The organism is Streptomyces millisiae, assembly GCF_031845425.1.
Lineage (GTDB): Bacteria > Actinomycetota > Actinomycetes > Streptomycetales > Streptomycetaceae > Streptomyces > Streptomyces millisiae.
Map to the genome: position 1 here is coordinate 1 of NZ_JAVREM010000062.1, position 17,874 is coordinate 17,874.

Annotated in this window: 20 protein-coding genes and 2 pseudogenes; 12 read left to right on the forward strand and 10 right to left on the reverse strand. The window is 73.8% G+C overall.

What is annotated here, in order from left to right:
* Nucleotides 1–36: 36 nt before the first annotated feature.
* Nucleotides 37–1,065, reverse strand: a complete 1,029-nt coding sequence (locus RNC47_RS29095; RefSeq protein WP_311602963.1) for an aspartate-semialdehyde dehydrogenase — start codon at nt 1,063–1,065, stop codon at nt 37–39.
* A gap of 232 nt (nt 1,066–1,297) precedes the next feature.
* Between RNC47_RS29095 and RNC47_RS29100 the strand changes: the two genes are divergently transcribed.
* From RNC47_RS29100 to RNC47_RS29125, 6 genes are read left to right on the forward strand one after another with little or no spacing between them, the layout of a single operon-like run.
* Nucleotides 1,298–1,600: an urease subunit gamma gene (locus tag RNC47_RS29100; RefSeq protein WP_311602965.1), complete on the forward strand. Its 303-nt coding sequence runs from the start codon at nt 1,298–1,300 to the stop codon at nt 1,598–1,600.
* Nucleotides 1,601–1,622: 22 nt separating this feature from the next.
* On the forward strand, nt 1,623–1,934 hold the full coding sequence (locus RNC47_RS29105) for an urease subunit beta (protein ID WP_311602966.1): 312 nt from the start codon (nt 1,623–1,625) through the stop codon (nt 1,932–1,934).
* On the forward strand, nt 1,927–3,648 hold the full coding sequence (locus tag RNC47_RS29110; protein WP_311602968.1) for an urease subunit alpha: 1,722 nt from the start codon (nt 1,927–1,929) through the stop codon (nt 3,646–3,648). Before RNC47_RS29105 ends, RNC47_RS29110 begins: the two co-directional genes overlap by 8 nt.
* A gap of 10 nt (nt 3,649–3,658) precedes the next feature.
* Nucleotides 3,659–4,324, forward strand: a complete 666-nt coding sequence (locus RNC47_RS29115) for an urease accessory protein UreF (protein WP_311603015.1) — start codon at nt 3,659–3,661, stop codon at nt 4,322–4,324.
* A gap of 52 nt (nt 4,325–4,376) precedes the next feature.
* Nucleotides 4,377–5,066, forward strand: a complete 690-nt coding sequence (gene ureG, locus RNC47_RS29120) for an urease accessory protein UreG (RefSeq protein WP_311602970.1) — start codon at nt 4,377–4,379, stop codon at nt 5,064–5,066.
* Nucleotides 5,063–5,812: an urease accessory protein UreD gene (locus RNC47_RS29125; RefSeq protein WP_311602972.1), complete on the forward strand. Its 750-nt coding sequence runs from the start codon at nt 5,063–5,065 to the stop codon at nt 5,810–5,812. The genes ureG and RNC47_RS29125 overlap by 4 nt, the downstream gene beginning before the upstream one ends.
* A gap of 20 nt (nt 5,813–5,832) precedes the next feature.
* Here RNC47_RS29125 and RNC47_RS29130 read toward each other — a convergent pair whose 3' ends face one another.
* A complete protein-coding gene (locus RNC47_RS29130; RefSeq protein WP_311602973.1) occupies nt 5,833–6,513 on the reverse strand; it encodes a response regulator transcription factor in 681 nt (226 codons plus the stop codon).
* Nucleotides 6,510–7,739 (reverse strand): sensor histidine kinase, encoded by a 1,230-nt coding sequence (locus RNC47_RS29135; protein WP_311602974.1) that lies wholly within the window; start codon nt 7,737–7,739, stop codon nt 6,510–6,512. The genes RNC47_RS29130 and RNC47_RS29135 overlap by 4 nt, the downstream gene beginning before the upstream one ends.
* A 319-nt stretch (nt 7,740–8,058) precedes the next feature.
* Here RNC47_RS29135 and RNC47_RS29140 point away from each other — a divergent pair, with 319 nt between their 5' ends.
* Nucleotides 8,059–8,991, forward strand: coding sequence for a hypothetical protein (locus RNC47_RS29140; RefSeq protein WP_311602975.1), 933 nt, complete (start codon nt 8,059–8,061; stop codon nt 8,989–8,991).
* A complete protein-coding gene (gene aac(3), locus RNC47_RS29145; protein ID WP_311602977.1) occupies nt 8,927–9,787 on the forward strand; it encodes an aminoglycoside 3-N-acetyltransferase in 861 nt (286 codons plus the stop codon). Before RNC47_RS29140 ends, aac(3) begins: the two co-directional genes overlap by 65 nt.
* Here aac(3) and RNC47_RS29150 read toward each other — a convergent pair.
* Nucleotides 9,727–10,354, reverse strand: a pseudogene (locus RNC47_RS29150) (M15 family metallopeptidase). The gene aac(3) and the pseudogene RNC47_RS29150 overlap by 61 nt on opposite strands.
* A gap of 624 nt (nt 10,355–10,978) precedes the next feature.
* Entirely contained in the window at nt 10,979–11,215 is a 237-nt protein-coding gene (locus RNC47_RS29155) for a hypothetical protein (RefSeq protein ID WP_311602979.1), read from the reverse strand.
* Nucleotides 11,216–11,413: 198 nt separating this feature from the next.
* On the opposite strand from RNC47_RS29155, the gene RNC47_RS29160 reads away from it, so the two are divergent.
* The 3 genes and pseudogenes from RNC47_RS29160 to RNC47_RS29170 all read left to right on the forward strand — a co-directional run.
* The gene (locus tag RNC47_RS29160; protein ID WP_394814906.1) at nt 11,414–12,142 is read left to right on the forward strand and encodes an XRE family transcriptional regulator; all 729 of its coding nucleotides are present in this window, start codon (nt 11,414–11,416) and stop codon (nt 12,140–12,142) included.
* Nucleotides 12,143–12,146: 4 nt separating this feature from the next.
* A complete protein-coding gene (locus RNC47_RS29165) occupies nt 12,147–12,668 on the forward strand; it encodes a GntR family transcriptional regulator (protein WP_311602983.1) in 522 nt (173 codons plus the stop codon).
* 23 nt (nt 12,669–12,691) lie between these two features.
* Nucleotides 12,692–12,793 (forward strand): annotated as a pseudogene (locus RNC47_RS29170) (GntR family transcriptional regulator); the annotation flags it as partial.
* 31 nt (nt 12,794–12,824) lie between these two features.
* On the opposite strand, the gene RNC47_RS29175 reads toward RNC47_RS29170, so the two are convergent.
* From RNC47_RS29175 to RNC47_RS29190, 4 genes are all read right to left on the reverse strand, one after another.
* Entirely contained in the window at nt 12,825–13,589 is a 765-nt protein-coding gene (locus RNC47_RS29175) for a class I SAM-dependent methyltransferase (protein ID WP_311602985.1), read from the reverse strand.
* A gap of 110 nt (nt 13,590–13,699) precedes the next feature.
* Nucleotides 13,700–14,449, reverse strand: a complete 750-nt coding sequence (locus RNC47_RS29180) for a class I SAM-dependent methyltransferase (protein WP_311602987.1) — start codon at nt 14,447–14,449, stop codon at nt 13,700–13,702.
* A 23-nt stretch (nt 14,450–14,472) separates the two neighbouring features.
* The gene (locus RNC47_RS29185) at nt 14,473–15,054 is read right to left on the reverse strand and encodes a DinB family protein (protein ID WP_311602988.1); all 582 of its coding nucleotides are present in this window, start codon (nt 15,052–15,054) and stop codon (nt 14,473–14,475) included.
* The gene (locus RNC47_RS29190; RefSeq protein WP_311602990.1) at nt 15,051–15,935 is read right to left on the reverse strand and encodes an NAD(P)-dependent oxidoreductase; all 885 of its coding nucleotides are present in this window, start codon (nt 15,933–15,935) and stop codon (nt 15,051–15,053) included. The genes RNC47_RS29185 and RNC47_RS29190 overlap by 4 nt, the downstream gene beginning before the upstream one ends.
* A 148-nt stretch (nt 15,936–16,083) precedes the next feature.
* Between RNC47_RS29190 and RNC47_RS29195 the strand changes: the two genes are divergently transcribed.
* Complete coding sequence (locus RNC47_RS29195) at nt 16,084–17,049, forward strand: GlxA family transcriptional regulator (RefSeq protein ID WP_449657359.1); 966 nt, start codon at nt 16,084–16,086, stop codon at nt 17,047–17,049.
* A gap of 102 nt (nt 17,050–17,151) precedes the next feature.
* On the opposite strand, the gene RNC47_RS29200 is transcribed toward RNC47_RS29195, so the two are convergent.
* A complete protein-coding gene (locus RNC47_RS29200; protein ID WP_311602993.1) occupies nt 17,152–17,826 on the reverse strand; it encodes an HAD family hydrolase in 675 nt (224 codons plus the stop codon).
* Between the last annotated feature and the right edge of the window lie 48 nt (nt 17,827–17,874).

The window sequence follows — 17,874 nt, forward strand, 5'->3', positions numbered from 1 at the left end:
GGTGGGGGAAGCCGGCGCGTGGCGCCGGGGGGTGTGTCAGTGGGACTCGTCGGCGATGAGTTCGGCGATCTGGACCGCGTTGAGGGCCGCGCCCTTGCGCAGGTTGTCGTTGGTGACGAAGAACGCCAGGCCGTGCTCCACCGTCTCGTCGCGGCGGATGCGGCCGACGTAGCTCGCGTCGCGGCCGGCCGCCTGCTGCGGGGTCGGGATGTCGGAGAGCGCGACGCCCTCCGCCGTGGTCAGCAGCTCCGTGGCACGCTGGGTGCTCAGCGGGCGTTCGAAGCGGGCGTTGATCTGCAGCGAGTGGCCGGTGAAGACCGGGACCCGGACGCAGGTGCCGGAGACCTTGAGCTCGGGGATCTCCAGGATCTTGCGGCTCTCGTTGCGGAGCTTCTGCTCCTCGTCGGTCTCCCCGAGGCCGTCCTCGACGATCGAGCCGGCCAGCGGCAGCACGTTGAACGCGATGGGCCGCTTGTAGTTCTCGGGGGCGGGGAAGTCGACCGCCCGGCCGTCGTAGGTCAGCCGGGCCATGTCCTGGTTGGCCGCGGCCCGCGCCTGGCGGTCGAGCTCGGCGACGCCGGAGAGGCCGCTGCCGGACACCGCCTGGTAGGTGGCGACGACGAGGGACGTCAGGCCGGCCTCCTGGTGCAGCGGGCGCAGCACCGGCATGGCGGCCATCGTGGTGCAGTTGGGGTTGGCGATGATCCCCTTGGGCCGGTGGGCGGCGGCGTGCGGGTTCACCTCGGAGACGACGAGCGGCACGTCGGGGTCCATCCGCCAGGCGGAGGAGTTGTCGATCACCACGGCTCCGGAGGCCGCCACCTTCTCGGCCAGCGCAAGCGAGGTGCCCTTGCCCGCCGAGAAGAGCACGATGTCCAGGCCCGAGAAGTCGGCCGCGGCCGCGTCCTCGACGGTGATCACGCCGTCCTGCCAGGGCAGCGTGCTGCCGGCCGACCGCGCCGAGGCGAAGAGCCGGAGCTGGTCGACCGGGAACTTCCGCTCGGCCAGGATTCCGCGCATCACTCCGCCGACCTGTCCGGTGGCTCCGACGATCCCGATCTTCATGTGCTTCCTCTCACTTCCCCGCACCGGAGGGTGGGTGCGTCCCGCTCTCCTACCCCGCACCGTCTACCCTGCACCGTCGCCGCTGATCGCGGCCACTTCTTTGACGCCGGTCACACCGGAGCACGGTGCGCGACGGGATACTGCGGAGGTCACGGGGGCAGGGTAACGCCACCGTAACCGGATCGAACTAACCTCCACAGCCTGCGATGACCCAGAGAGAAGGGCGGCCGGCGTGCAGCTGACCCCGCACGAGCAGGAACGACTGCTGATCCACGTGGCCGCGGACGTGGCCGCCAGGCGCCGGGCCCGCGGGCTGCTGCTCAACCACCCGGAGGCGGTCGCGTTGATCACCGTCCACGTGCTGGAGGGCGCGAGGGACGGCCGCACGGTCGCCGAGCTCATGGAGTCGGGGCGCAGGATTCTCTCCCGCGCCGACGTGATGGAGGGGGTGCCGGAGATGATCCACGACGTGCAGGTCGAGGCCACCTTCCCGGACGGGACCAAGCTCGTCACCGTCCACGAGCCCATCGCCTGACCTGGAAGGAGTGGAGGACAGCGTGATTCCCGGAGAGATCCTGTTCGCCGAGGGGACGGTCACCCTCAACGAGGGGGCCCCGGCCGTCCGGCTCGTCGTGCGCAACGTCGCCGACCGGCCGATCCAGGTCGGCTCCCACTACCACTTCGCCGAGGCCAACCCGGGGCTCGACTTCGACCGGGCCGCCGCCCGCGGCAGGCGGCTCGGGATCGCGGCCGGCACGGCCGTCCGCTTCGAGCCCGGCATCCCGGTGGAGGTCGATCTCGTGCCGCTGGCCGGCCGGCGGGTCGTGCCGGGGCTGCGCGGCGAGACGGGCGGTGGTCTCGATGGCTGAGCTGAGCCGGCGGCGTTACGCGGACCTGTACGGGCCCACCACCGGGGACCGGGTGCGGCTCGCGGACACCGACCTGCTGATCGAGATCGAGGAGGACCTCGCGGGCGGCCCGGGCCGGGCCGGCGAGGAGGCGGTCTTCGGCGGCGGCAAGGTGATCCGCGAGTCCATGGGCCAGTCCCGGGCCAGCCGCGCCGACGGCACCCCCGACACCGTGATCACCGGCGTCGTCGTGCTCGACCACACGGGGATCGTGAAGGCGGACGTCGGCATCAGGGACGGCCGGATCACCGCGCTCGGCAAGGCCGGCAACCCCGACACCATGGACGGGGTCCACCCCGAGCTGGTGATCGGCCCCGAGACCGAGATCATCGCGGGCAACGGCCGCATCCTCACCGCCGGCGGCATCGACGCGCACGTACACCTGATCTCGCCGACCATCGTCGACACGGCCCTGGCCTCCGGCGTCACCACGCTGATCGGCGGCGGCACGGGCCCGGCCGAGGGCTCCAAGGCGACCACCGTCACCCCGGGCTCCTGGCACCTGGCCAGGATGTTCGAGGCGATGGACGGCGCGCCGATCAACTTCGGGCTGCTCGGCAAGGGCAACACCGTCTCGCGCGAGGCGATGCTGGCGCAGCTGCGCGGCGGCGCGCTCGGCTTCAAGATCCACGAGGACTGGGGCGCCACCCCGGCCGTGATCGACGCCTGCCTGAGGGTCTGCGACGAGACCGGCGCCCAGCTGGCCATCCACACCGACACCCTCAACGAGGCCGGCTTCGTCGCCGACACCCTGGCCGCGATCGCCGGCCGGACGATCCACGCGTACCACACCGAGGGCGCGGGTGGCGGGCACGCGCCCGACATCATCACGGTGGTCTCCGAGTCCAACGTGCTGCCGAGCTCCACCAACCCGACCCGGCCGCACACCGTCAACACGGTCGAGGAGCACCTCGACATGCTGATGGTCTGCCACCACCTCAACCCGGCGGTGCCCGAGGACCTGGCGTTCGCCGAGTCGCGGATCAGGCCCTCGACGATAGCGGCCGAGGACATCCTGCACGACCTGGGCGCCATCTCGATCATCTCCTCCGACGCGCAGGCGATGGGCCGGGTCGGCGAGGTGATCACCCGCACCTGGCAGACCGCGCACGTGATGAAGCGACGGCGCGGCGCCCTGCCGGGGGACGGCGCGGCCGACAACCTGCGGGTCCGTCGCTATGTCGCCAAATACACCATCAACCCGGCGGTGGCCCAGGGCATCGACCACGAGATCGGCTCCGTCGAGCCGGGCAAGCTGGCCGACCTGGTGCTGTGGGAGCCGGCGTTCTTCGGGGTCAAGCCGCTGCTGGTGATCAAGGGCGGCCAGATCGCCTACGCGCAGATGGGCGACGCCAACGCCTCCATCCCCACCCCGCAGCCGGTGCTGCCGCGGCCGATGTTCGGCGCCCTCGGCCGGGCGGCCGCGGCCGGCTCGGTCAACTTCGTCTCCCAGCTGGCGCTGGACGGCGGTCTCGACGAGCGTCTCGGCCTCGCCAAGCGGTTCCTCCCGATCGGGGACACCCGGCACACCACCAAGGCGGACATGCGGCTCAACGACGCGCGGCCGGCGGTCACCGTGGACCCCGACACCTTCACCGTCTCCATCGACGGCGAGCCGGTCGTCCCCGAGCCGGCCACGGAGCTGCCGCTCGCCCAGCGGTACTTCCTGTTCTGATGGGCCGCCGCTGATGAGCGCCGCGCTGCTGCTGCTCGCGGACGGCAGGTTCCCGGCCGGGGCGCACGCCCACTCGGGCGGCGCGGAGGCCGCCGTGCGCGTCGGGCGGATCACCGGGCCCGCCTCGTTGGAGGATTTCTGCCGGGGCCGGCTGCACACCGCGGGACTGGTCGCCGCGGCGCTGGCCGCCGCGGCCTGCGGCGGCCAGGACCCGGCCGAGCTCGACGCCGCCGCCGACGCCCGCACCCCGTCGCCGGCGCTGCGCGCCACCGCCCGCAAGCTGGGCCGCCAGCTGATGCGGGCCGCCCGCGCCACCTGGCCGTCACCGGAGCTCGACGCGCTCGCCGCCGCCTTCCGGGGCGGGCTGCACCAACCGGTGGTGCTCGGCCTCGCCGCCCGCGCCGCGGGACTCGCCCCCGCCGACGCGGCCAGGGCCGCCGCCTACGACGCCGTCAGCGGGCCATCCGGCGCGGCGGTCCGACTGCTGTCGCTGGATCCGTTCGCCGCCACCGCCGTGCTGGCCCGGCTCAGCGCGGAGGTCGACGCCGTGGCCCGCCGCGCCACCGAGGCCGCCGCGCTGGGCGACCCCGACGCGCTGCCGTCCGCCTCCGCCCCGCTGCTCGACATCGGGGCCGAGGCGCACGCCGCCTGGCCCGTCCGCCTCTTCGCCTCGTAGCCCCGCAGCCGCCTCGTAGCCGCCCCGTAGTCGCCTCGTAGGAGATCGCACCGTGCACCTCGACCACCCGGAGACCTTCCCGCACCGCCACACATACCAGGCCGTACCGCCGGTCGAGCCGGGCAGCCGCGCCCTGCGCGTCGGCCTCGGCGGCCCGGTCGGCTCGGGCAAGACCGCCACCGTCGCCGCGCTCTGCCGCGCGCTCAGCGACCGGCTGGCCATCGGCGTGGTCACCAACGACATCTACACCCGCGAGGACGCCGACTTCCTGCTGCGCGCCGCCGTGCTGCCCGCCGAGCGGATCGTGGCCGTGGAGACCGGCGCCTGCCCGCACACCGCGATCAGGGACGACATCTCCGCCAACCTGGAGGCCGTGGAGGACCTCGAGGAGCGGACCGGGCCGCTGGACCTGGTGCTGGTCGAGTCCGGCGGCGACAACCTGACGGCCACGTTCTCCACCGGCCTGGTGGACGCCCAGATCTTCGTCATCGACGTGGCCGGCGGCGACGACATCCCGCGCAAGGGCGGGCCCGGCGTCACCACCGCCGACCTCCTGGTGATCAACAAGACCGACCTCGCGCCGTACGTCGGCTCCGACCTGGCGGCGATGGCCCGCGACGCGAAGGCGCAGCGCGGCGAACTGCCGGTCGCGTTCACCTCGCTGCGGGAGGCGGACGGCGTCCGGCCGGTCGCCGACTGGGTGCTGGGGCGGCTCGCCGCCTGGGCCCCGGCGGCGGCGTGAGCGCCGGCGCCGGCGTCACCGCCCACGCCCGGGTCACGGCCGCGGCGGACGGCTCGCTGCCGCTGCTGCGCGGCGAGGGGCCGCTGGCGCTGCGGCGCACCCGCGCGGCCGGCCCGTACACGCAGGTCACGGTCGTCGGCGCGATGAGCGGCCCGCTGGGCGGCGACCGGCTGCGGCTGACGGCCGAGGCCGCGCCGGGCGCGGCCCTGCGGATCACCTCGGCCGCCGCCACCGTCGCCCTGCCGGGCCGCGGCGGCGAGCCGGCCGACTACGACGTGACGCTGACGGTGGGGGAGGGCGGCGAGCTGCGGTGGCTCCCGGAGCCGCTGATCGCGGCGGCCGGCAGCGACCTGCGGACGACGACGCGGGCGGCTCTCGCGGCCGGCGCCCGGCTGGTGCTGCGCGAGCAACTGGTCCTGGGCCGGGCGGGGGAGGAGCCGGGCCGGCTGCTCTCCCGGCTCGTCGTGCGCCTCGCCGGCCGGCCGCTGCTCGACCAGGAGCTCGCCTTCGGCCCCGGAACCCCGGGCTGGGACGGCGGCGCGGTGCTCGACGGCCACCGTGCGGTCGGCCAACTCCTCGTCGTCGACCCGGTGTTCGAGGAGAAGCCGGCCGAGGCGCGGGTGCTCGCCGACACGGCCGTCCTCACCCCGTTGGCCGGGCCGGCGGCCCTGGTCACGGCCGTGGCCCCGGACGCGCTCGCCCTCGGCCACCTGCTCGCCGAAGGCGCCGCCCACCTGGGGGTGTGACCAAACCGGAGCGGGCCTGATCAACCGGAGGGCTCCCGCCGCCCCGGGACCACGAAGCCGTGCTCGTAGGCCATGATCACCGCCTGCGTGCGGTCCCGGGCGCCGAGCTTGGCCAGCACCGCCGCCACATGTGTCTTGACCGTCTGGGCGCCGACGGCCAGTTGGTCCGCGATCTCCGCGTTCGTCAGCCCCTCCGCCACGAGCCGCAGGACCTGCGCCTCGCGCTCCGTGAGCCGGCGGCCGGGCGTGGGTCCCGGCCGGTGCGTCGGGGAGTGGCGCGTGGCCAGCGCCCGCACCGCCGCCGGGAACAGCAGCGACTCGCCGCGGGCGACGAGCCGCACCGCCTGGACGAGTTCCTCGGCCGCCGAGCGCTTCAGCAGGAAGCCGCTGGCACCCGCCCGCAGCGCGTCGTAGACGTACGCGTCGTTCTCGAACGTCGTCACCACGACGATCCGGGGCGCTGGGTCCATCGTGCCGAGCAGCCGCTCGGTGGCGCGGATGCCGTCCACCTCCGGCATCCGGACGTCCATCAGCACCACGTCGGGGCGCAGCCGGCGGACGACCGAGACCGCCTCCGCCCCGGTGGCCGCCTCACCGACGACCTCCAGGTCCGGCTCGGCCGACAGGATCGCCCGCAGCGCCGTCCTGACCAGCCGCTCGTCGTCGGCCAGCACGACCGTGAGCGGCCGGCCGCCGCTCACCGGGGACCGCCCGCCAGCGGCAGGGTGGCCACCAGCCGCCACGTTCCGCCGGCCGCCTCCCACGAGGCCCCGCCGCCCAGCAGCGTGGCCCGTTCGGCGATGCCGGGCAGGCCGCGGCCGCCGCCGCTCCGGCGGGCGGCGGCGGCCGGCACGGGGTTCTCCACGGTGATCGTCAGCTCCTCGTCGGTGTGGGCCAGGCGCAGCCGCACCGGCACCCGGCCGGCGTGCCGGACGGCGTTCGACAGGCCCTCCTGCACGATCCGGTACGCCTCGCGGGAGACGACCGGCGGCAGGGCGCCGGGCCGTGGGGCGGCGGCCAGGTGGACGGCGACCCCGGCCGCCCGGACCCGGTCGAGCAGCCCGTCGAGGTCCCCGTCCAGGGTGGGTGCGGGCGTCCGGTCGCCCGGTTCCTCGTCGCGGAGCAGCCCGAGCACCGTGTCCAGCTCGGCGACGGCCCGCCGCGCGGTCTCCTCGATGGCCACCAGGGCCTCGCGGGCGAAGTCCGGGTCCGCCGCCAGGACCGTGCGCGCGGCGCCCGCCTGGAGGGTGACGGTGCTGAGCGCGTGGCCGACGGAGTCGTGCAGCTCGCGCGCCAGCCGGTTGCGGACGGCCAGATCGGCGGCCCGGCGCTCCGCGGCGGCCAGCCGGTCCGCCGGGGTCGGGCCGAGCAGCGCCGGCGCCAGCCGGGCCAGCAGCGCGCCGGCCCCGGCCACGGCCGCCAGCAGCGTGGCGAGCACGGCGAGACCCAGCGGCGGCCCCAGCCACGGGGGGTCGGGCAGCACCGGGAACTGGTCGGCCCAGCGGCTGCGGCGCAGCGGGCCGACGAACGGCATCGCCACCAGGAACACCACCGCGGGCGGCAGCGCCAGCGAGGCCCCGCTCACCAGCCCGCCGAGCGCGGTGTGCGCCAGGAACCATCCGGCCGCCCGGCGCCGCGCGTCCGGCGAGCCGGCCGGCCCGTCCGCGAGCGCCGAACCCGGGACGGCCACGAGGGCACGTACCGCGGCCACCTCGAGCGGGCGGACCGGGCGGAGCAGGCCGGCGACCGCGACCAGCGGCAGCGCCAGGCCGTAGGCGACGAGCTGCCAGCCGAGATGGACGGTGACGTGGGTGTCGGGCGCCGCGAGCCCGACGACCACCGAGGTGAGGAGGAAGAACGGCATCAGCAGCGCCCCGCCGAGCAGCAGGTGCGCCCAACTGCGGGCCAGCACCCGGGCGTTCAGCATGGCGTCCGAGCCCCGGACGTCGCGCGCCCGACGAGGAGGCGGACGCCGACGGCGAGAACCAGCACCCCCGATATCACCTGGCCAGCGTAGACCAGCAGCAGCATGGCGCCGGGGCCCTCACCGGAGGGCGGGAGACGTGGTGGTCACGCACCCACGCTGCCGCCCGGCGCGGCCCGTGCGCCTCCTGCTCAGTGCGGAACCGCCTCCCCCGGGCGGGGGAGACGGATCCGCCCGGCGCGGGACGACCGTGTCGCGGCGGCTTCCTAGCGTGAGGGACACGGCGGGAGAAAGGGGCACGGGCGTGGTGTGGTGGGAGCGGATGAGCCGGGCCGGAGGATACGGCGCGGCGCTGGCCATGACGCCGTATCTGCTGATCAAGGTCTCCTGGGTGGTGGGGGCGTTGGCCGGGGTGCTGCCCACCGGAAGCGACGCCTCGGTGGCGGAGTGGGTGGTGCTCAACGGCGTCACCATCGTCATGGCGGCCGTCGGGATCGTGCTGGCGCTCGCCCTGGTGCGGCCCTGGGGCATGCGGATCCCGGCGCCGCCGCTGGCGCTGGCCGCCTGGGTGGGGGCCGGCTTCCTGGTGTCGGTGCTGCCGTTCGCCCTCGTCACCACGGTGGCCGGGGATGACGACTCCGGGGACATGCCGGCGTGGGAGGGCGCGCTGATCCAGGCCGCCTTCGTGACCACGGGCCTCGGTCTCGCCCTTGCGCTCCCGGGGTACGTGCGCCGCCGCTGGCCGCACCTCCGCACCGACCGGATCGGCGCGCCGGCCCGCCGCTGGGTGCTGGCGGCCGGCGCGTTGCCCGGCGTCTGCTGGCTGTACTGGGCGGCCGGCGGCACGGTCGGCCTCGCGCGTCCGGACCAACGCGACGCGGACTGGCGGATGTTGACCCTGCTCGGCGGCCTCTGGGCGCTCACCGCGACGGCAGCCGCCTGGGCGCGGCCGCCGCGCCGACTGCCGCTGGTGGCGCTCGGCTGGTTGGGGTCGGGCTCGCTGTTCGCGTGGAGCGGCTGGAAGCTGCCGCTCACCGGCTATGTCGCGCTCGCCGAACCCGCCGACGCGGTGCCGCCCGAGCATCCGGCCGTCGCCGCCGCGCTCCACGCCGTGGCGGTCGTGGCGGGGGTGTCGCTGCTGCGAGTCCTGACCAGGGGAACCGGCTCGCGTCGCGACGAGTTCACCGATCATGGACGAAACGAGCCTGCTGGCCGTCTCGGGCGGCCCGGTGACCCGGAGCCGGATCAGCGGTGACCTGGACGCGCTCGGCCTCTGCGCCGGTGACGTGGTGATGTTCCACACCCGGATGTCGGCGCTCGGCTATGTGGCGGGCGGTTCGGCGACCGTCATCGGCGCGTTGCGTGACGTGGTGGGCGCGGACGGCACGTTGCTGGTGTACAGCGGCTGGAACGACGCGCCGCCGTACGACTTCGTCGACTGGCCTGCCGAGTGGCGGGACGCGCTGCGTGCCGAACACCCCGCGTACGACCCCGTGGTGAGCGAGGCGGCGCACGACAACGGCCGCCTCCCGGAGGCGTTGCGCCGTTGGCCGGGGGCGGTGCGCAGCCGGCACCCGGACGTCAGCTTCGCCGCCCTGGGCGCGGCGGCGGAGGAGCTGGTGGCCGACCACCCCTGGGATGACCCGCACGGTCCCGGAAGTCCGCTGGCGCGCCTGGTGGATCGCGGCGGCCGGGTGCTGATGCTCGGCGCGCCGCTGGACACCATGACGCTGCTGCACCACGCGGAGGCACTCGCCCAGGCGCCGGGCAAGCGGTTCGTGGACTACGAACAGCCGGTGCTGGAGGAGGACGGCCGGCGGGTCTGGCGACGCTTCCACGACATCGACTCGGAGAACGGCGCCTTCGACTACTCGCCCGTGGTGCCGGAGGGCGAGGACCCGTTCGCCGTCATCGTGCGGGACATGCTCGCCGCCGGCATCGGCCGGCGGGGCCGGGTCGGCGCCGCCGACAGCTACCTGTTCGAGGCCGATCAGGCCGTCGACTTCGGCGTCGCCTGGATCGAGGAGAAGCTGGGCTCGATCGGTCCGTAGCGGGCGGAGGGCGTCCCGGTGACCAGGGCCCAGTAGCGGTCGCCGAAGGACCAGTGCCACCACTCCGTCGGGTAGTTGACGAGACCGGCGGCGGTGAGCGCGGCGCCGAGCGCCGCCCGGTGGGCGCGGGCCTGGTCACTGATGTTGGCGGCGTCGGTGAAACGGGCGCCGTCGCTCTCCTCCGGGTCGGCGTTCAGCCGTGTCCCCAGGTCCAGCTCGCGCCCCTCGGCGTCGGCGAGCGTGAGATCCACGGCCGCACCCGCGTACCGGCTGGCCGCCGAGTGCAGCTGGGCCTCGGACCAGGGAGGAGGGGTGGCCCGCAGCCGGCCGGAGTACTCGTCAAGGTACGTGGGTTGGAGCGAGCGGCCGATAGCCCTCGACGACCAACAGCCGCCGGTCGGTGGGAAGTCGATCCTGGGCGTACCGCAGCTGTTCCACCACGCTCTCGCGGAGGTACGCGAAGGCGCCGGCGGGATCCTCCTTGCGGACGTCCACCAGCCGCTCGCCGCACTCCACGACGGGTATGGCGGCGACGGCGGGATCCGACATCAGGACGATCTCGTTCATGCAGCGATCCTGCCAGCCGCCGGGCACGCGAGGCCGGGGTTGTTCCTGGTCGAGGGTGGTGTAGCCGGTTGCTTGGAGAAACCAAGCGGCGTGTGCGTCGCCTCCCCCGGAGGGTGGCGGCGACGTGCGCGAGCTTCGCGGCGAGCCGCGCGGGTTCTTGTTCCTGTGGGTTGGCGAAGCCGGGCGCGGCGCGCGTCATCTGTTCCACCGGACCGGTCTCAGCAGCCAGTTGGCGATGAGGATCGGCGTGCAGGGGTTGGTGGCGAACGCGGGCGACTCCGGTCGGCGTGGGCCTCCTGGTCGTAGGCGCGGCGGTCGCCGCTCCAGCGGTAGGCGTGGATATGCGGCCAGGGCCGGCCCCGTTGGGGCACCTCCCGGCGTTAGCTGGGGGAGACTGTCCGTCCTCGGTTGGTTCGTCGTCACCCGGATCGCCAAATCCAAACGCTCGGAACGGGCAACTCTCAGTCGTGGCCCGGCGTGACGAGCCGGAAGGACTCCGTCGCCAGCCGATCGCACGGGTGGGGCGGGCGGTGCCCGGTGTGCTGCAACGCTCATGCGGGACACCGCCGTCGGTCTCTGCGGTCACGCCGCACTCGGCCAACCGGATCACCATCCGCCGGCGGCTCACCGTGGCTCCGCCGAGCGGCGATTCGCCTCAGTCACCAGCGGTCGCAACGACTCGCTCAGGCTGACCGGTTCGATGTCGTTCGGCCGTGCCGTCCATTCGCGTCCACCGTCCAACGGGCGCAGCCACACCAGGCCCTGCTCGTGTGCCATCACCCTGCCGATGCGGTTGGTCGCGCCGTCCCGTGCCGTCGTTCCCACAACGGGCTCGTGGTTGTCCCCACCCGCTTCTGACATCAGGCCACCTCCTCGGAACCGTCTCTCCTGACCCAGCGTGTCCGATCGGATGCGGAGTGCGCGGCGTCGGTCGAGGCGTCATTGCGGCGACCTGATGGGCGTCATTTCGGTGACATTGCAGGGTGGTTGGGGCTACTGTGCTCTGCTATGGGTGTGACACCGAACACTGCCCTGAGGGCAGTTCGCATGGGGCTCCTCATGAGCCAGGACGACCTGGCGCGCGCGTTGCGGGACGTGGGAATCCCCGGCGCTTCCAAGCGGTTGGTGCAGCGGTGGGAGGCGGGCACGATCGGCAGTCCTCGGCCGCTGCACGCCAGGGCTCTCGAACGGGTCACCGGGATGCCGATCGAGGCGTTGGGGTTCGCCACTCCCGTTCCGATCGCGCGGGTTTCGGGCGACGGCCGCGGTGGGCACGACGTGACGTCGACTTCGGTCGGGGTGCCGTCGGAGGGCGCTGCCGCGACGCCGCGGTTGGCGGCGAACGCCGGTGCGCGGGGTGCCTACTCGGGGGTCTGGCTGTCCCGTTACGAGTACTTCAGCTCCGGGCGCGACGCCACCTACATGGGGCTGCACCACGTGGTGCTCCTCCAGCACGGCAACCGCCTGACCGTCCGCAGCCTGCCCGGCTCGTCCGACTCGCCGCTCACGATGGACCTGGAGGTGGACGGGAACGTCGTCACCGGGTCCTGGAACGAGCAGACGGCGTCGGACGGTTACTACCGAGGCGCCCGCTACCACGGCGCCATACAGCTCCTGATCGAGCCGACCGGGCGGCGGATGGTCGGCAAGTGGGTCGGTTTCGGCAAGGAGTTCGACGTGAACACCGGCCCGTGGGAGCTGGTCCTGCGCGACGCGTCGACCTCCAAGGCGACGTTGGAGCAGTACAACCGGCCCGCGGAGCAGGACGGACCTGACGGGCGTGGGTGACTGGGTGAGTGCGTCGGTGCCCTATCTCGGTCCGCAAGGGGCGGGCGGCGACGTCTGGGGCGCTGAGACGGCGGCTCGGGGGCGTCGGGGGACGCAGCGGATCCTGCACGCGGGGGAGGTGCGGGCGACGGCGGACGTGGCCGCTCTGCTGGGCGTGTCGGAGGGGGACGAGGTCGTCGTGCGGCGGCGGATCATGTTCCTCGACGACGAGCCGTGGGAGTTGACCGACACCTACTACCCGGCCCGCATCGCGCGCGGCACCGGCCTGGCCGGGACGGCGAAGATTCGGGGCGGGGCGGTGACCCTGCTCGCCGAGTTGGGGTACGTCGGCGTGCGGGCGCGGGAGGAGGTGGCGGCCCGGATGCCGACCGAGGAGGAGGCCGCGTTGCTTCAGACGGTTCCCGATGAGCCCGTGCTGCGGCTGACCCGCGCGACGCTGGACGCGGCCGATGCGCCCATCCAGGCCGACATCATGACCATGCCCGCCCACCGGCAACGTCTGCGCTACGAACTGCGGATCGGATGAACCGTGCCCAGGACCGAGGCGGTGTCTACAGCGACGAGAACCGCCCCATCGAGGCCAGCATCATGGTGAAGGCCGGACATCTCTACGAGCTCCAGTACGAGTTCAGGCCGCCCGGCGAAGCGTGAGCGGTCTCGCGGTCGGCAGGTGCGCACCTCCCTAGAGCCCTCCGGGAGGCACGGGCTTCGCGGTGCCGCGCCGGGCCACGAAGACGAGCTCCCTGCCCGGCCGGTCGGGTGCGTCGCGTACGTCCTCGACGACGAAGCCGTGCTCGTGCAGGTCCTGCTCGATCTCCGTACGGTCGCGGAAGCGAAGTGTCGATTCCGAGGTCAGTACGGCCCCGTCCGCGGCGAACACGTGGGTGCCCCGGAAGCTCACAAGCGGCAGGCTCACGTCCGTCAGCTCGGACCAGGTCTCGACGCGCCCGACGCCCGGGATGTCGGTCATGCGGTACGTGGTGTCGCACGTCCACTCCGCCCACTCCTCCCACACGCGCCGCGCCGGGTCGCGTGTCTCGAAGACAAGCCGCCCGCCGGGCCGCAGCGCCTCGTACGCGCCGCGCAGCGTCGCACGCCACGCCCGTGGATCGGCGATCGCCTGGGCGACGTTCCCGGTCATCGTCACCAGGTCGACCCGCATGGGCGGCAGGTCCCCCGCGTCACTGTCGAGCCAGCGCACCCGCTCCGCGCCCGGCTTGCCACGCGCGACGTCGACGGACGCCCGCGCGGGATCGATCCCGGTGACCGTGATCCCGCGCTCGGCGAGCAGCAGCGCGAACACGCCCGTACCGCACCCGATGTCCAGCACGGACCGCGCGTCGAACTCCTCCACCATCGCGAGATACGCGTCGAGATCGCCGCGGTCCGGATCGAGCGGGTCGTAGATGGCGGCGAGGCGCGGATGCCCGAAAGCAGCGTCAACCATGGACGCGAACGTAAGCTGCCCCGATCCGCGCGGCCACCGCTTTTTCGAGGTACGGCGCCAAGCGGGCTCGGTGCCCACCCGGTCTCCGGCGACACCGCCGACGCCTGGCTTCAGTCGTCCGAGCCCGTGGCCGTCGGCGGTACCTCGACGACGAAGAAGAGGAAGCAGGTCTTGGTCGAAAGGTCATGGAAGTCGTCGGGGAACAGTTCCCGGGCTGCCGGGTCGGGTTGTGGCTCGCAGAGGGCGGAGAGACGGAAGCCGGCGGTGGTGAAGGCATCGGTCATCGCGTGCAGCGGCTTGCGCCAGAACCGCATGGGGACGGACTGCCCGTTGAACGTCCAGTCGAGGGAATAGCTGGTGGTCGCGAAGTAGTTGGGCCGGGGATCCTGGACCGTGTAGGCCCCGAAGGGGTGGTCCACCGAAGCGATCAACCGGCCGCCGGGCCTGAGCACTCGCCGCAACTCGGCCAGCGTCGGCCCCCAGTCCTCCAGGTAGTGGAGCACGAGCGACGCGACCACGTCGTCGAACGCGCCGTCGGCGAACGGCAGCCGGTCGCGCAGGTCGACCAGATGAAGGTCCGCGTCGTCACCGAGCCGTCGCCTGGCCAACGCCAGCATCCCGGCGCTGGCGTCGATGCCGGTGACGACCGCACCGCGATCGCGTAACGCGGCGGACAGGGGGCCCGAGCCGCAACCGGCGTCCAGGATCCGACGGCCGCCCACGTCTCCGGCGAGGGCCAGCATCGCCGGCCGCTCGTAGTACGCGTTCAGGAGGTTGTTCTCGTTCTCGGCCGAGTACGCCTCGGCGAAGCTGTCGTAGTCATTCGCCTGGCTCTCGGGCACATCGGTCATGCGTTCCATCGCCGCAGCCTAGGCCAGAGGGATCACAGAGCGCCGTCCCACTGCCAGCGGGTGCGTCTCGGCAGGCCGGGGAGTGAGGCGCGGCCCGTGCACCACAGCAGGGTGTCGGACGGGGCGTGCCCGGACGGCGCGTCGGGGAAGAGGCGGTCGACGGCGGCGGAGGCGAGGTCGTCGGGCAGGGCCCACGGCAGGCCGAGGGCGCGGGCGATGTCGTGGGTGTGGAGGGTGAGTTCGGTGACTCCCATGGCGGCGAACCCGGTGGCGTCCGAGTGGCCCCACGGGTGCCAGGCGCGGGCGTCGGGGTCCGTGTCGCGGACCGTGGTGGTGAGGAGGGTGGCGGCGATCCGCAGGCCGTCCAGGCAGTCGGGTATGGGCGCCTCGGGGTCGAGCGTGGCGAAGAGGGTGACGTAGCGGTCGGTGGGTCGGGAGACGAGCAGGCCGGTGTAGCCGACCAGGCCGAGGGCGAGGTGGTCGAGCGTCTCGCGGCAGGTCAAGGCGAGGCCGTGGGCGGGGCGTGACCAGTCCTGGTCGGCTCCGGACAGGAGGGTGTCCAGGCAGCGTTCGGTGGCGGACGACAGCAGGTCGGCCCATCGCTGTGCGGTCACTTGGCGTCCGCCGGGCGCCGCAGGACCTCGATCACGCTGGCGTAGCTGTCCGAGCCGTGGCCGGCGGCCTTCGCCCGTTCCATGGTCGACTTCAGCAGCTCGGGCAGCGCGTTGTCGACGCCCCGGGCCGCCGCCGCGTGGATGAGGTGGTCGATGGCCGCGATCTGCACGTCGACGGTGGCGTCGTCGCCCGGGTAGCGGCCGGCGTCCACCTGCGGCGCGTACGTGGTGAGGAACCCGGCGACGGCCCGCAGCCAGCGGAGCGCGACGGGGGTGAAGGCCGTGGCCGGCGTCTGCTCCGCGCCGACCAGCGCCGTGCCGTGCAGCCAGCCGGTCATGGTGGCCCACATCAGGCCGAGCAGCGCGGCGTCGTAGAGGGAGGCGAGGCCCGGGTCCGTGCCCAGGTGCAGGGGGTCGCCCAGCGCCGCCAGGGTCGGGCGGTGGGCCTCGAAGACGTCGGGCGAACCGCTGTAGAGGAACATCATCTCCGGGCTGCCGACGCCCGGCGGGGTGGTCATGATCGCGCCGTCGAGGTAGTCGGCGCCGTGGGAGCCGGCCCACGCCACGGCCTCGTGGGCCTGCTCGGGGGAGCCCGAGGTGAGGTTGACCAGGGTCCTGCCCGCCAGCGTCCCGGCCACGGGGTCGAGGACGGCGTGCAGCGCGTCGTAGTCCAGCACGCAGGCGATGGTGAGCGGGCTGGCCGCGATCGCCTCCCCGGGGGTCGCGGCCAGCCGGGCGCCCTTGTCGACCAGCGGTTGGGCCCTGGACGCGGACCGGTTCCACACGGTGGTCGGGTGGCCCCGGTCGAGCAGCGCGGCGGCCAGTGCCGAGCCCATGGAGCCGAGCCCGATGACGGTGACGGCCTGTCGGTCAGTGGACATGTCGATAACTCCTCATGCGTCCGCACGCGGCGGTGATCACGTACGGAACACGTTCGCAGCGTGCGGCGAGCGGGAGAAGTGACACGGGTGACGGCGGCCACCAAATTCCTGCCATAGCCTTCGGGGCATGAGCGCCGGATCCGTCGCCGTGGTGGTGACCGAGGAGATCGGGGTCCCCTCCTGGGACCTGTACGAACTGAGCATCCCCTGCACCGTCTTCGGGAAGCCGCAGCCCGATCTGGCCGACCCCTGGTACGAGTTGCGGCTGTGCGGCACCGGGGCGGAGGAGAGCGGGGCGGCGGCGGGGCCCGGGCTCACGCTGCGGACCCGGTACGGGCTCGACGACCTCGCCGACGCCGACACGGTCATCGTGCCGTCGGTGCCCGACTCCTGCGTCGAGGAGGGCAGGCCGCTGCCGCCGGAGCTGGTCACGGCCCTGCGCCGCGCCTACGACGCGGGCGCCCGCATGGTGTCCCTGTGCACCGGGGCGTTCGCGCTCGCCGAGGCGGGGCTGCTCGACGGGCGTCGTGCCACCGCGCACTGGATGCACACCGCCCAACTGGCCGAGCGGTACCCGAAGGTGGAGGTCGACGAGTCGGTGCTGTACGTGGACGACGGCGACGTGCTCACCAGCGCCGGGCTGACCGCGGGGCTCGACCTGTGCCTGCACCTGGTGCGTCGCGACCTCGGCGCGCGCGTCGCCAACCAGTTGGCCCGCCGCATGGTGGTGCCGGCCCATCGGCCGGGCGGCCAGGCGCAGTTCGTCGAGCTGTCCGTGCCCGCCAGGGACGACGAGGGGCTCGGTCCGGTGCTCGACTGGGCCCGGGCCCACCTGGACCGGCCGCTGACGGTCGAGGACCTGGCGCGGCGGGCCGCGATGAGCCCGCGCACGTTCTACCGACGGCTCCAGGAGGCCACCGGGACGACGCCCTTGCGCTGGCTTCTCGACCAACGCCTGAGCCGTGCCCGGGAGTTGCTGGAGTCGACGGACCTGCCGATCGAGCGGGTCGGCGAGTTGAGCGGCCTCGGCACGGCCAACAACCTCCGCCACCACTTCCTCAGGCAGCTCGGGGTGTCCCCGGGCGCCTACCGGCGGGCCTTCCCGGCCCGTTGACCGCCCGCAGCCACTGCTCGACCCGCCGCCGGCCGCGGTAGACCGGCCCGTAGGACTCGACGACCACGCAGTCGTCGGTCAGGGTGGCCAGCCACGGCCGGCTCACAGCAGGCCGAGAAGGACCGGGAGCTTGCGCATGTCGTCGAAGACGACCGTGTCGGGCCCGGCGAGCCAGTCGGCGGGGGTGAGGCCGCCGGCGTAGCCGAAGGAGCGCATGCCGGCGGCGCGGGCGGCCTGCACGCCGTACTGGCTGTCCTCGACCACCACGCAGCGGGCGGGGGCGACGCCCATCCGCTCGGCGGCGTGCAGGAAGAGGTCGGGGGCCGGCTTGCCGTGGGCGACCTCGGAGGCGCTGAAGACGCGGCCGGCGAAGCGGTCGTAGAGGCCGGTGCGGGTGAGGGTGCGCCGCATCTTGTCGTGGCCGCCGCTGGAGGCGATGCAGTGCGGGATGGTGATCGCGGCCAGCGCCTCGCTGATGCCGGCCACCTCGGTGAGCTCCGCGTCGATGATCTCGGCGAGCCGCAGCCGGTACTGCTCGCCCCAGACGGCCGCCGCCGACTCGCCGAGGCGTTCGGCGATCTGGGCGCGGACGGCGCGCTCCGAGCGGCCGAGGAAGCGGTCGACGATCTCGCGCTCGGTCAGCGCCCAGCCGAGCTCCGCGCCGAGCTCGACGCAGACGCGCAGCGCGAGGGGTTCGCTGTCGACCAGCACGCCGTCGCAGTCGAAGATGACGAGGTCGATGGGGGAGGCGGGGGGTTCGAGAGGAGCAGCAGCCACCCGGGCAGCGTAACCGAGGGGCGGGTGGGCGGCGCCGGCCCTACGGTT